Genomic DNA, 13,676 nt, shown 5'->3' on the forward strand with positions numbered 1-13,676 from the left:
GTTATTTATTCGTATTTGCTCGCGATCTGAGCCAAGCGACGTTCAACCTGCTGCGGAAATTGCTGCAGCGACACTTTCGACTGCTGCGCAGCTTTCAGCGCATTGACAACGTCGATTTGACCGTAGCCGAAATAATTATCCTTGCCTTTGTCACCAAGGTCTTTGGCCGATTTTCGCATAATATCCATTACTTCAACATTGGTCAGTTCCGGGTTGATCGACCGGATAAGCCCTGCGAGTGCAGCTACATGCGGACTAGCCATAGAAGTGCCGGAGAGCGCTGCATATTGGCTGCCCGGATAGGTACTTGCGATGCTGAAGCCAGGTGCAGCTACATCGATGTAATCCCCGTAGTTGGAGAAGGTCGAGCGCGTACCGTCCGAATTCGTGGATGCTACCGCGAATACTTCAGGATAAGCGGCCGGATAACCGGGACGTTCCGTATTGTCATTGCCGCTTGCCGCGATGAGGACTACGCCTTTGTCATACGCATATTTGATCGCATCATGAAGGAACTGAGCTTCCGCATAGTTGCCCAAACTCATATTAATGACTTTGGCACCATGATCAGTTGCCCATATGACGCCTTCAGCGACCGTGTAAGTTGAGCCAGCGCCGCTGCTGTCCAATACTTTGACCGGAAGTACTTTGTTGTACCAGGTCATGCCTGCAACGCCTTCTCCGTTGTTGACAGCCGCAGCGATGATTCCTGCGACATGCGTGCCATGACCGACATCATCATCCGGCGGTGTTCCTGAGATGACCAAATTCGTCCCTTCCGCAAGCTTACCTTTCAGATCGGGATGATCCATTTGCACGCCTGTATCCAGCACCGCAATAACGACATTGTTGCTGCCTTTCGATACATTCCAGCCCTTCTCCGTTTCGATTACGGGCAGATTCCATTGATATTCCGAATAAAGCGCATCGTTAGGGATAATATCCGATGCCGCATTAGTCATATATAGATAGTGAGGCTCGGCATACACGACATGCCAGCTCGTTCTGAAGTACCGCATCATCGATTCCGCGTCCATCACTCTGGAGCGGAAAACATACGTATACCCCAGCTTCTTCATGGAGAGAGCGGTAATATCCTGTTTGATTTGGGCTAACTGATCTACCGTTGGCGGTTGACGGAACCTCACGACAACCTCGTTCATATGGTAGTGGCTGGCATTTCCGTTGTCTTCACCGGTCTTCACTGTAATATCTTCCGTCGAATTCGGTTTGACAGACTCGATCTTGTACTTGCCTTCAGCCGGATAAGGGACAAGCCGTAAATTGCGCTGTTGATGGCCTTGTACCTTCGTCACGATGTCTTGCAGTAGAATCGCAGCAATTCCGTCTCCTTTATGCTTTGGATCAGGCTCACCGAGGACCATGTAACGGTGTCCATTTAATTGTAGTGGAGAGGAGGAATAGGCTTTCCCAGCAACGACATGCTGCTTCGCTTTCATCATTTCTTCATTGAGCTGGGATAAATCAGGCTTGCTGCCCTTCGTAATGGAATGACTTTGATGCCTCCACCAAACGTAGATCATCTGTTTGTGCATCTTCATTAAGTGAGTGAGATGATGCTCATTCGTCGATACAGCGGCTTCATGCTTCATTAGTTTCTGGAAGTTCTTCGCACATTCCGCATGGCATAGAACGGCAGTTGCGTCCATATCATGCTTTACTGTCGCCAGCTTGAGCTGACGTTCGCGGTTCGCGGACATTGTACGCATTTCGGGTTTCTTTTCTTTATTGGCGGGACTTGGCGAGCTGAACCAAGGTGTGAGCGGAATAAGCAAAGCGGCAGCTGCCAAAATACAAAACCAGCCGACCCACTTTCGCCTCGTCATGGTGAATACCCCCTTGAATGACTGTACCTGCTTTGTTTGACTGGAAGCCCGAATCGGGGCTGCTTGTCTTAGGGTGATATCGGGTAGGTGAAAATATACGGAGGCTTTGGTAATCCGGAGTACCATCTGTTTGCTATTTGTGGTACGATGTTGATGATTTAAGTATTGTTTGCGATGATGAAAGGGGATCTACCATAATGCCTTCGACTAACGTAAAAGCGATTAGCGAATCAACGAGAGACAAATTGAAACTTGCAGTCGGCCATTTGGAGACGTTTCTGAACCAGTATGCGCTTCCACAGCTTACAGAAGAAGACCAAGGAAACGATTCCGAGCTTTTCTATAAAGGTTTGCTGGCAGACCTTAGACACATGCTTGTTTTCTCCGAAGTTGCTTACGAAAAATTGGGTGTGGCGTTAAGACGTCCTAATTTCGATATTGATTTTGCAGAGCGTGGACTGTACGAAGCTTATCATCAATGTGTAAATGCATTTTTCTACCCTAAGAACGAATGTTATTCCGAGGACGGCCGTTACGCGTACACTGGACAAGATGCGATCCGTTTCCGCAAAAAGCCTGTACGTGCCGCTCGTGATATCGTACTTACTGTATCGAAGATTTATGAAGAGCTTCGCGATGATTTATCCTACTATGAGAGCGACTATATGACCCAGCGCCGTATGCAGGGTCAAAAATAAGGAAAGCATAACACACCCCCGGTACGGGCAACTTGATACCGGGGGTGATTTTTATGCCGAATGGCGTAAGCTGCAGTGTTGCTAACTGTACCTTCTGGAAAGAAGGAAACCAATGCAATGCGGCGAAAATTGAAGTCGACATCGACAGACATGCGAACAATCATTTCGGATCTGAATTTGCTGAAGAGGGCTTTGGCGGTGAACATCAAGATACCGCAACGAACAAGGCAGCAACCTGCTGCCATACCTTTAAAGCGAAGGAGTGAGGCTTGATGGAACGCGAATCAGAGGGGCAGTTCTCCCATAGCCCGCATGATGACTCATCGACTAATCCTTTGTATCATCCAGACATGAAGGCTTACAACGAAGAAATGTCTGCCGAAATTGCTATACCGCGTCAGTCGATCCATGCCTATCCAACTCGCGAAAGTAATCACATTACGAATGAAGCTATTCGTGAAACGAAGTCTGCAGGTCGGGCAACCGGTTGGGCAGCACTTATACTAGCGGCATTGTCATGGGTGGTATGGCCAGTTGTTCTCGGTGCTACGGCGATAATTGTCGGTTTCATTGCTTACAGGCAAGGTGCTAGAGGTCTTGGCGTTTGGTCCATTACGCTTGGGTTTATAGCTGCTGCTGCTTATTTGGTCCTTGTTCCCCTTTACTACGCGATAACCTAATGGATCTGAAGCCGGTCAGAGATTATCTCTGTGCCGGCTTCTTTATTGACAAGCATGAGACTGGGACTAACGGCTCACTGGCGGATCCCGTAAAAAAGATGTAAAATAGTGCTAACTAATGTCGAATTGCACTAAGGGATGCGGAGGAACATCATGAGTATCGATCCACGAATAATGAAATCATTGCTGCACTTGCAGATGATGCCGAGTCTAGATTTGAACGGTAATGAGAATATCCTGTCAGCAACAAGCGGCCAAGACGGTTCATCCATGTTCGATACATTGCTTCAACAGTATATGGCAGGTGGGACAGGCACGTCAGGACTTGCTGACATGGCTTCTCAGCCTGGTATGATGTCGATAGAGGCGCTTAACGGCTTAGTGCCTATGATCCAAGCTGCAGCAGTTGAAAGCTCTTCGGAGGGTAATAGCAGTCCAACCGGGTATGAGGCTTATATTCATGAGGCAGCAGCCAAATACGGCATTGACCCAACACTTATTAAAGCCGTTATACATACGGAATCATCCTATAATCCAAACGCGGAATCCTCTGCTGGGGCCAAAGGTCTCATGCAGCTAATGGATGGCACTGCACGTGGACTTGGCGTTACGAATTCATTTGATCCACAGCAAAACATTGAAGGCGGCACCAAATTCCTTGCTTATCTCATGCGCAAGTACGATGGCAATGAACAAACTGCATTAGCCGCCTATAATGCCGGTCCGGGCAGAGTTGACCGTGCCGGGATCAAGAGCAATGAAGATTTCGCGGCAATGATGGCATTGCTGCCCCATGAAACACAGCGCTATGTAGCGAAAGTACAGCGCGCGAAAGACCAATACGACAGTTCCATTTAATCATGCTAACAGCTGCAAGGGAACGTTAGCGGCTGGGGAGAATAGGAGATCACGGGGATCGCTGAGACTGGGGCAAGAAACCCCTCTCAGCATTTTCGCTGATCTTTTTCGTTTGTTGTCAGAAGGATGAGAGGAAGCTGGACATTATGTATTATTTTGACCACTGTGCTTCAACGCCGCCGCATGAAGAAGTCATTCGCACGATGGCAGAAGTAATGGCTAAACATTATGCGAATCCGTCGTCTCTTCACAGAAGCGGCCAGGAAGCGGGTAATGTGTTGGAACGTGCCAGAGGAGCGATCGCCTCCATATTTCCGGGTACGGATACGAAGGAATGGCTGTTCACTTCCAGCGGGACGGAAAGCAACAATATCGCGATCATGGGCGCTGCCAAAAGCGGAAAGAAACGCGGGAATCATTTGATAACAACGGCTGTGGAGCATCCGTCCGTGTATGAATCATTCAAAGCGCTGGAGCGTGAAGGATTTACGGTGACGTACTTGCCTGTCGATTCGCTGGGAGTCGTTTCTGCTGCAGACCTTGAAGCGGCATTAACGGATGAGACCATACTGGTAAGCGTGATGCATGTCAATAATGAAGTTGGAGCAATTCAACCGATTATCGAAATCGGCAAGCTGCTGAAATCACGTAGAGGTGTTCTATTTCATGTCGACGGGGTGCAAAGTGTCGGTAAACTAACCGTTGATCTGGCTGGATGGGGCATTGATTTGTTCTCGGCATCCGCACACAAAGTGAATGGCCCCCGAGGCGTTGGGTTGTTATACGTCCGGCAAGGAGTAACGCTCGAACCTTTGTTAAGAGGGGGAAGCCAGGAGCGGGAGCTTCGTCCGGGGACGGAGAACGTTCCGGCAATCGTTGCCTCTGCGAAGGCGTTCCGCCTAGCCGTAGAGAGCAGCCCTGCAAGAGCAGAGCGCATGTACAGGCTAAGGGCACTTCTCATCGCTTGTATTCAAGATATTCCGGAGCTGCTCATCAACGGCAGCTCAGATTGTGAATCCGGCAGCAGCGCAGCTCCCCATATTGTTCACTTCTCGTACCCTGGCATGAAACCGGAAGTCATCATTCATATGTTGGAGAAGCAGCAGATCATGGCATCGACCAAATCGGCCTGCTCGTCCAAGAGCGAGGAGCCAAGCCGCGTACTTCAGGCGATGCATGTTTCATATGAAAGCGCAGTGAGCGGAATTCGTATTAGTTTTGGCGATGAGCATGGTGAAACGGAGCTGGATTGGCTTTGTCAAAAGCTGCGGTTGGTCGTTCAACAGCTGAAGCCGCTCGAGAGGAAGGGGTAAACCGATCATGAATCCGGATATGATCCTAATTCGTTTTGGCGAATTTACGATGAAAGGCAAGAACCGTGACCGTTTCGATAAACGAATGGTCGAGCAAGTCAGACGTGCGGTGGCCAGTTATGTGCGAGCTGATATTACGCGTACGTATGGAAGAATCTATATCACTTTAAATGGTGAACCCTATGAGGAAATTGCAGCAAAACTCAGGGATATTTTTGGAATCGCAACATTCAGTCCTATCCGGAAGGTAACTAACGAATTGGAGGCTATTCGTGCTGCCGCACTGGAAGTGATGCGCGCGCTTCCGGCGCAGCCTGCGACATTCAAAGTATCCACAAAGCGGGTAGAGAAGCAGTTTCCACATGATACACAAGAGATGAACCATTTGGTCGGCGGCCATGTGTTGCGTGAAACGCCAGGTCTGAAAGTGAATGTAAGAGAACCGGAAGTTGAGCTTCGCGTTGAAATACAGCCGGAAGGCACTTACGTCTTCAGCAGCGTCGTACAAGCCGCTGGAGGCTTCCCTTACGGCACGAACGGTAAAGCGGTGCTATTGCTCTCCGGCGGGATTGACAGCCCTGTAGCGGGCTATCTGGCGATGAGACAGGGGTTGGAGATCGAGGCGGTTCATTTTCACAGCTATCCGTTTACAAGCGATAAAGCGAAGGAGAAGGTAATCGACTTAGTCAGACGGCTGTCGCACTACAGCGGAGTGCCGATCAAGCTTCATCTGGTCTCGTTTACGGATATCCAAACTTCACTGGCTCAGTCCGGGCAAGATCCGCTCATTATTACGCTGATGCGCCGTTCGATGCTTCGTATCGCAGAGTTGATTGCTGAACAGGTCAGTGCATACGGCATCGTGTCTGGTGACAGCTTAGGACAAGTTGCGAGCCAGACACTCGGCAGTATGAATGTCATTGGCCGGTCGATTCAGTTGCCGCTGCTAAGACCGCTTATTACGATGGATAAGAATGAGATCATTCGGATCGCACGTCAGATTGAGACGTTTGAGACATCGATTCTGCCCTATGAGGATTGCTGCACGTTATTTGTACCGAAATCACCAAGTACCAATCCGAATTTGGCTATCGTGGAGAAAACCGAGCAGGCGATTGTCGGTCTAGAAGATATGATTGCGGAGGCTGTATCGAGCGTGGAAGTCATGCGGATTACACCCGAAGTGCGGAATAAGGTCGAGACGGCAGGCGAGGATCGCTGGTTTTAAACAAAAAAAAAGCAGGAACCCCCAAATTAATGGGTTTCCCTGCTTTTTTCCATGCCTTCTGCTTGTTTACGTGAAACATTTTTCCAAAGACCTGCTACAATGATAACGATGACGATCAGAATTAAGAATGACCATTCAAATGCAGGGTTGTTCTTAAAGAATTCTTCGAGCTTAATTTCGTGCGTAATCATCTTGGCTGCCGTGTAAGCAAGCACTCCGGACCCTACGTAAACAATCCACGGGATCTTGTTGATCAGCTTAATAAACAATGTGCTGCCCCATACTACGATTGGGATGCTGATGATAAGTCCAAGCAAAACCAGCATTACACTGCCGTGTGCTGCCCCTGCGACCGCGATGACATTGTCTAAACCCATCGCTGCATCGGCAATAATGATAGTGCGAACAGATTGCCATAGTGTATTGCCTGCCGTGATATTGTCATGTGCTTCATTATCAACCAGCAGCTTGTAGGCAATCCAGAGCAGCAGAATGCCGCCTGCCAGCATGAGCCACGGAACATTTAGCAAATATACAACTAATGTGGTAGCAAGGGCCCGAATAGCGACGGCTCCGACCGTCCCCCATATTACGGCTTTCTTCTGTTGTTCCTTTGGCAACCTTCGAGCTGCCAGCCCGATTACGATGGCATTATCGCCGGCAAGAATGAGGTCGATAAAGACGATTGTAACCAGTGCAGAAAGAAATTCAAGCGATAAAATGTCCATTGTCTTTCTGTCCTCCTTTTCTTAAGTGCGTTGTGATATTTATCGTTCTTACGTTTGAAAACGAAGAAGGATTCAAAAATTGATAAACATAAGCTGTCCACTTGGGACATACACGTTCATAGACGAGTGCTTTCCGAATCTTTGAAGGAAACTCGCATCGTCAAAAGGGCGGCAAAAGCCGTTTCTTCTTGAGGAGGCGTAATTAGTGGACAGCTTAATCATTTTCGTTCAAATTATGTTTATCAATTTGCTTTTGAGCGGTGACAATGCCGTCGTGATCGCGCTGGCGAGCCAGCAGCTGCCTAAAGCTCAGCGGCGTAAAGCTGTTGCGTGGGGCGCTGCTGCGGCCGTGCTGCTGCGTTGTTTACTGACGCTCATTGCGCTGACGCTGCTGCAGGTGCCTTACCTTCAGGCCGCAGGCAGCATCCTGTTGTTCATGATTGCCATTAAGCTGGTAACGGACGCTTCGGCACATGCTGAGGAGTACCACAACATGCGCAAGGTAACCTCACTTTCCAGTGCAATCCGGACCATTGTGATCGCTGATTTTATTATGAGTCTGGACAATGTCCTTGCCATCGCTGCTGTGGCTGAAGGAGAGCCCGTACTTATTTTACTCGGGATTGCCCTTAGCATACCTATGATTATTTGGGGGAGTCAGCTACTTAGTACCATGATTCGAAAATTTCCATCCTTTGTTTATATTGGAGGAGGATTGCTCGGATATGCGGCTGGTGAAATGTTGGTTCATGATCCAGCCGTTCATCCTTTATTTTCGAATGAATTTTCCGTTCTGTTAAAGGCAATTCCGGTTCTGTGCATCCCTTTGGTCATTATTGTGGCATTGCTGCGAATAAAAAGATAAGGTAAACTATATTTTTAGAGTAAATGTAGCAGTACCACTGGTTTTTTGCCTGCTGTTCCAGTACACTAGTAAATGTTAAAAAAGTGCCAAAGAGAAAGGAACATAGGCATGTCGAAAAACCAATACACCATCGGTCTTCTCTTTTTGATCGCGGGTGCTGTTATTTTACTCGGAAAGCTTGGATTGTTTGCGTTTATCGGCACAAACTTCTGGCCGCTTTTCGTTCTGATCCCCGGCATATTGCTGCACGTGCTGTTTTTTGGACGACTGCTTCCTCCGATTGTTCTAATCCCGGGAGCTATTCTAACAATAAACGCCTTTATTTTTTTCTTTTGCATTGCGTTCGGATGGAGCAACATGCACTACTTATGGCCTTTATTCATTTTTGGGGTTTCCATCGGTTTATACGAGTATCATTTGTTTGATACGTACCATCCGAAGTTTCCACGAACACTTGCCATTATCCTTGCTCTTGTTTCAGCGTCGTTTTTTGGCATCATGCTAGTGTGGGGCTGGGGCTTATACCTCATTGCCATCGCATTTATCGCGCTTGGTGCTTGGCTCGTTGCGGGACGTAAAGCTCGTTGGTAAAGGTTCAATTGTTTAACACGTTTGTCGCAAGCCCGCACACAGCAGACTAATAAATAAAAAAAGTTGGAGTGGATTCTTACATGCAAGTCAGAGAGAACATCAGGAATATCGCAATTATTGCGCACGTTGACCATGGTAAAACTACGCTAGTCGACAAGTTGCTTCAACAATCCGGCACGTACCGTGATAATGAAACGGTTCAAGAACGCGCAATGGATTCCAATGATTTGGAACGGGAACGCGGCATCACCATTTTGGCTAAGAACACAGCTGTAAACTACAAAGAATTTCTAATCAACATCGTGGATACACCTGGACATGCCGATTTCGGCGGCGAAGTAGAGCGGATTATGAAAATGGTTGACGGCGTTCTTCTAGTCGTTGATGCGTTTGAAGGCTGTATGCCGCAAACGAAATTCGTACTTCGTAAAGCACTGGAGAGCAATCTGACTCCAATTGTTGTTCTGAACAAAATTGACCGTCCGAATGCCAGCCCTGAACAAGTTGTTGATGAAGTATTGGATCTGTTCATCGAACTTGGCGCTAGTGACGAGCAGCTTGAATTCCCAGTTGTGTACGCATCTGCATTGATGGGTACAGCAAGCTTGGATGTTGACAAACAAGACGAGAACATGCAGGCGCTCTATGAGACAATCATCGAGCAAATTCCAGCTCCAACAGAAAGCGTAGACGAGCCGCTTCAATTCCTCGTTACTTTGCTTGATTACAACGAGTACCTTGGCCGTATCGCAGTTGGACGTGTAAACCGCGGTATCATCCGTCAAGGTCAAACAGTCGCTGTTATCAACCGCGAAGGCGTGACCAAACAAGCGCGTATTGAGAAGTTATTTGGTTTCCAAGGTCTGAAGCGTGTTGAGGTTGAAGAAGCAGGCGCCGGCGATATCGTTGCCATTGCCGGTATTCGTGAAATCAACATCGGTGAAACCATTGCAGACCCTAATAACCCAGAGGCATTGCCGGTTCTGAAGATCGATGAGCCGACCCTGCAAATGACATTCCTTGTTAATAATAGTCCGTTCGCAGGCCGCGAAGGCAAATGGGTAACGTCCCGTAAGCTTCGTGAGCGTCTGTTCAAAGAACTTGAAACAGATGTAGCCCTTCGTGTAGATGAAACAGACAGCCCGGATGCATTTGTCGTTTCCGGCCGTGGCGAGCTTCACCTTGGTATCTTGATCGAGAACATGCGTCGTGAAGGCTTCGAGCTTCAAGTTTCCAAACCTGAAGTTATCATCAAGGAAATTGATGGTCAGAAGAATGAACCTTACGAGCGTTTGCTTATCGACGTACCGGAAGAAAGCACTGGCGCAGTTATGGAGAGCCTTGGTTCGCGTAAAGCCGAGATGGTCAACATGATCAATAACGGTACAGGTCAAGTGCGTATCGAGTTCATCATCCCAGCACGCGGATTGATCGGCTACCGTACGAACTTCTTGACACTGACTCGCGGTTACGGCATTATGAACCACGCATTCGACAGCTACGGGCCGCTTGCCGGCGCATCGGTTGGCGGACGTCATCAAGGTGTTCTTGTTTCCAGCGAGAATGGCGTAACCACTTTCTACGGCATGATGGGCGTGGAAGATCGCGGCGTTCTGTTCATGGAGCCAGGTACTGATGTATACGAAGGTATGATTGTCGGCGAACACAACCGCGACAATGATATTATCGTTAATATCTGTAAAGAAAAAGCACTGACAAACGTTCGTTCCGCGGGTAAAGACGACACCGTTCGTTTGAAAACACCGATCTTGTTCTCCCTTGAACAAGCGCTGGAATATCTGAACGATGATGAATATTGCGAAGTAACGCCGAAGTCGATCCGTCTTCGTAAGAAACTTCTCAATAAGAGCGAGCGCGAGCGCGCTGAGAAACAACGCAAGACAGCTCAAGCTGGCGTTTAAGAGGTTATAATCGCCATTGATGGTAGTAGATGACAGGCAGGGCTTGCAGCGTTCTCTTCAACTGAAGAGTCCGTTGTTGCCCTGCCGTTTCTCGTCCCTGACCTAATGGAAGTCATTTCAAGTAATTCAGGAGGTAGAAGCATCATGCAGAACTGGTTTCATGCTCATCCTATTTTGACCTATCTCATTATTCTGGCTTTGACCATTTATATTTTTAACGCAGTATTTCGTGTACAACGTTTGCCGATCCTGAAAGAGATACTCGTTCATCTGGTGATGGCAGGCGGCTCGTTCGTGCTGTTCGTATTGCAATTTGATAAACTGCCTATTATCCAATGTATGTCCGTTGCCGTGTTTATGATGGTGCTGCTTCGTGGTAGACAATTGTATGACAAGATTAAAGGAAAACGCGGTGGAAGCAGCTCGGATACGGGAGGGGCTTAACTTGCGGTTTGAGGATGCCTTGTTCAATTGGCTTCAAATTCAGCTTGTAGCAGATGCGAGACCGGAAGACCGTGCTGCAAGCGACACCCGAGACTTTTTCCTTGAGATTCTAACGGAGGATCACGGTATTTCGAATCTGCACATACATACGGTAGATGATACGATGATTCATTTGAGGTTTGACAAGGAAGGCAAGAGCAAGCTGCAAATGTTCCCCCGGGAGTCTGGTGAACAGCTGCTTCAAGATATCAACGAGAATCCGAAATATAATTGACGAAGGTGGAAGTCATGACTAGGGGATCCGATTTATCTCCACGTAAGGGCAAGAAGAGATATTGGCTGCGCCGGATGATGGTTCTGTTTCTGGCTTTACTGATCGGTGTAGCGGGGTATCTGGGTTATTTGTATAAGGTTTCGAAGGATGTACTGGGTGAGATCACGACGGATGCCGATCCGAGTGTAACGGTTTCTGCGAATCAGTCGGTTAAAGTGAAACCGGTAACGATTATGCTGCTTGGCGTAGATACACGGAAAGAAACCGGCAGCTTAAATACGGATGTCATGATGATTGCTACGTTTAACCCGAATACGAAGTCTGCCGTCGTCGTGTCTATTCCGCGTGATTCCAAAATCGAGCTGTCCGGCTACAACAGCCGTAAAGCAAATGCATACTATTCGAGATTCCTCGCTGGTGCAAGAAGCGACGGCTTGAAGGGCAAAGATGCGGAGAGACAAGCGAAGCAGGATTTGCGTGAGATGTTCAGCAAATATTTCGATATTCCGATCGACTATACGGCAACCATCAACTTTCAAGGCTTTGTTGATGTCGTAGACGCGCTAGGCGGCGTCGATGTTGATGTGGACATGGACATGCGTTATGTCGACTCTGCCGACGGAACGAGCATCGATTTGAAGAAGGGCCCTCAGAAGCTCAAGGGTGATGATGCGCTTGATTTCGTTCGTTACCGCAAGTCCAATGACGGTACGAATATGTCCAGTGACTTTGACCGCAATCGCCGTGAAAGTCAAGTACTGGGTGAAATCGCGGATAAGCTCAAATCCTTCTCCAGCGTACCGAAAATGGCAGGCGTTATTAAAGCAGTAGGCAACAATATGCGTATGGATATTCCGAGTAACGAAGTAGAAAACATGATGAAGACTTACTTCGGTATCAGCAAAAGCGATATCGCCTTTATCCCGCTGGAAGGGGAATGGCGGTCACCATATGTGCATCTGAATGAAGCCAAACTTCAAGAAGCGAAATCAGCACTGGCGTCCAAATTGGCGGAATGAATGTGGTAGTACGACGTATGCTATGTTATAATAAAACCATCGAAGCACTGACACAATAGGCAAGGAGGACTGCGGATGACTGAACCTGTCACCGTACTTACTGACGAGCTGCTAAGTGGCCTGGAGAAAGAACCGTTTGTACTGTTGCACACCATTGATGCAGACAGCGGATTTCCGACTTCCAGCGTAATTTCGTGGATTTATGCGGTCAACCGCTCCACACTTCGTTTCGCCATTGACGGCCGCTCGCGCCTAACGGTGAATATGACTTCGAAAATGGATGTAAGCGTTACTGTGTTTGCGCCGGGTACTGTTCAAACGATCTACGGCACGGCACGGCTTGTAACTGAAGCGCTTGAGGACGTGCCATTCAAATTGGTATGCTTCGACATCGACATTGCTTCGGTACGCGATGCGATGTTTTACGGCGCACGCTTGTCCGCAAGACCTGAATATGAGAAAACTTACGACAGAAGAGCTGCAGACAAACTGGATGGACAGGTGTTTGCTGCCATGAAGAAAGCCTAGTGATTGATCACTAGGCTTTTTGTGTTCTTATACCGACTCTCACGGTGCCGGTGTCTTCGTAAGGTTAGAGTTTTTGACTCATTTTTTGCTTGTCTGTCTTGGCAGTGTCTGGCTGCTCCGGTTGGATATCTCGCGGAACTTGTGGAACGATCCGCCCAATGATGTCAGCCATCTCTTCGGCAAATCCTGCAATGGGTCTGCCGCGCTTCATGTCGGCCTGTACTTCTTTCAGCCGAGTGCCGATATCGATATCGGCGGTTACAATGGCATCAATACCGTATGGATCTTTACGGAATGCTTCTGCAACCGCATATTTGATCGTTCCAACACGGGATCGTTCCAAATTTCCTGCCACATCGATACCAACAATCGCTGTATTTTTAAACACGACACAGTGAGCGGCCTTCACGCCGGGTACATGCCGCGCCAGATCCTCTAAATGAGCTGCGACTTGTTTGGGGCTGCTGATTTGCTTCTTCTGCGGGGCGCTCTGCTGTGCACGAACGCGATTATCATTTTGTGGAGAGGGTGATGTCTCATTGCGGGCGACAGTGTTACAGCCTGTTGCCAGCAAGCAAAGGATCATAGCGGGCACCAGCCACTTTCTCATATTCGCCACCTGACCTTTCTAGAGTCTGCAAAGTTTGTTCAAGCATAGTTTGCCTAGATGAAGGTTGCGCT

At 48.3% G+C, this 13,676-nt stretch carries 16 protein-coding genes; 13 read left to right on the forward strand and 3 right to left on the reverse strand.

All coding sequences use genetic code 11. The annotated features are described in order from the left end of the window. Positions 1–5: 5 nt before the first annotated feature. On the reverse strand, positions 6–1,847 hold the full coding sequence (locus tag AC506A_RS00605; protein ID WP_495459090.1) for a S8 family peptidase: 1,842 nt from the start codon (positions 1,845–1,847) through the stop codon (positions 6–8). A gap of 197 nt (positions 1,848–2,044) precedes the next feature. On the opposite strand from AC506A_RS00605, the gene AC506A_RS00610 reads away from it, so the two are divergent. From AC506A_RS00610 to thiI, 6 genes are all read left to right on the forward strand, one after another. Next, positions 2,045–2,545, forward strand: a complete 501-nt coding sequence (locus AC506A_RS00610) for a YpuI family protein (protein WP_495459091.1) — start codon at positions 2,045–2,047, stop codon at positions 2,543–2,545. A 53-nt stretch (positions 2,546–2,598) separates the two neighbouring features. Beyond that, on the forward strand, positions 2,599–2,811 hold the full coding sequence (locus AC506A_RS00615; RefSeq protein WP_495459092.1) for a DUF1540 domain-containing protein: 213 nt from the start codon (positions 2,599–2,601) through the stop codon (positions 2,809–2,811). Positions 2,812–2,817: 6 nt separating this feature from the next. Further along, complete coding sequence (locus AC506A_RS00620; RefSeq protein WP_495459093.1) at positions 2,818–3,225, forward strand: hypothetical protein; 408 nt, start codon at positions 2,818–2,820, stop codon at positions 3,223–3,225. 153 nt (positions 3,226–3,378) lie between these two features. Beyond that, complete coding sequence (locus tag AC506A_RS00625) at positions 3,379–4,083, forward strand: lytic transglycosylase domain-containing protein (protein WP_495459094.1); 705 nt, start codon at positions 3,379–3,381, stop codon at positions 4,081–4,083. A gap of 146 nt (positions 4,084–4,229) precedes the next feature. After that, positions 4,230–5,396, forward strand: a complete 1,167-nt coding sequence (locus AC506A_RS00630) for a cysteine desulfurase family protein (protein ID WP_495459095.1) — start codon at positions 4,230–4,232, stop codon at positions 5,394–5,396. Positions 5,397–5,403: 7 nt separating this feature from the next. Further along, positions 5,404–6,624 (forward strand): tRNA uracil 4-sulfurtransferase ThiI, encoded by a 1,221-nt coding sequence (gene thiI, locus AC506A_RS00635; protein WP_495459096.1) that lies wholly within the window; start codon positions 5,404–5,406, stop codon positions 6,622–6,624. A gap of 26 nt (positions 6,625–6,650) precedes the next feature. Here thiI and AC506A_RS00640 read toward each other — a convergent pair whose 3' ends face one another. Beyond that, positions 6,651–7,352 (reverse strand): TerC family protein, encoded by a 702-nt coding sequence (locus AC506A_RS00640; RefSeq protein WP_495459097.1) that lies wholly within the window; start codon positions 7,350–7,352, stop codon positions 6,651–6,653. 205 nt (positions 7,353–7,557) lie between these two features. Here AC506A_RS00640 and AC506A_RS00645 point away from each other — a divergent pair, with 205 nt between their 5' ends. From AC506A_RS00645 to AC506A_RS00675, 7 genes are all read left to right on the forward strand, one after another. Next, positions 7,558–8,217 (forward strand): YjbE family putative metal transport protein, encoded by a 660-nt coding sequence (locus tag AC506A_RS00645; protein WP_495459098.1) that lies wholly within the window; start codon positions 7,558–7,560, stop codon positions 8,215–8,217. 108 nt (positions 8,218–8,325) lie between these two features. After that, positions 8,326–8,808, forward strand: coding sequence for a hypothetical protein (locus AC506A_RS00650; RefSeq protein WP_495459099.1), 483 nt, complete (start codon positions 8,326–8,328; stop codon positions 8,806–8,808). 80 nt (positions 8,809–8,888) lie between these two features. Further along, positions 8,889–10,730 carry a translational GTPase TypA gene (gene typA / locus AC506A_RS00655; RefSeq protein WP_495459100.1) on the forward strand — a complete coding sequence of 614 codons (1,842 nt, stop codon included), beginning with the start codon at positions 8,889–8,891 and terminating at the stop codon, positions 10,728–10,730. Positions 10,731–10,874: 144 nt separating this feature from the next. Then, on the forward strand, positions 10,875–11,174 hold the full coding sequence (locus AC506A_RS00660; protein WP_495459101.1) for a YlaH-like family protein: 300 nt from the start codon (positions 10,875–10,877) through the stop codon (positions 11,172–11,174). 1 nt (position 11,175) lies between these two features. Continuing rightward, positions 11,176–11,448 carry a hypothetical protein gene (locus AC506A_RS00665; RefSeq protein WP_495459102.1) on the forward strand — a complete coding sequence of 91 codons (273 nt, stop codon included), beginning with the start codon at positions 11,176–11,178 and terminating at the stop codon, positions 11,446–11,448. Between the two features lie 14 nt (positions 11,449–11,462). Next, positions 11,463–12,467, forward strand: a complete 1,005-nt coding sequence (locus AC506A_RS00670; protein WP_495459103.1) for an LCP family protein — start codon at positions 11,463–11,465, stop codon at positions 12,465–12,467. Between the two features lie 75 nt (positions 12,468–12,542). After that, positions 12,543–12,995: a pyridoxamine 5'-phosphate oxidase family protein gene (locus AC506A_RS00675; RefSeq protein WP_495459104.1), complete on the forward strand. Its 453-nt coding sequence runs from the start codon at positions 12,543–12,545 to the stop codon at positions 12,993–12,995. Between the two features lie 64 nt (positions 12,996–13,059). On the opposite strand, the gene AC506A_RS00680 is transcribed toward AC506A_RS00675, so the two are convergent. Next, positions 13,060–13,605 carry a YhcN/YlaJ family sporulation lipoprotein gene (locus tag AC506A_RS00680; RefSeq protein WP_495459105.1) on the reverse strand — a complete coding sequence of 182 codons (546 nt, stop codon included), beginning with the start codon at positions 13,603–13,605 and terminating at the stop codon, positions 13,060–13,062. Between the last annotated feature and the right edge of the window lie 71 nt (positions 13,606–13,676).

This window comes from Paenibacillus sp. N22P23 (genome assembly GCF_059383735.1).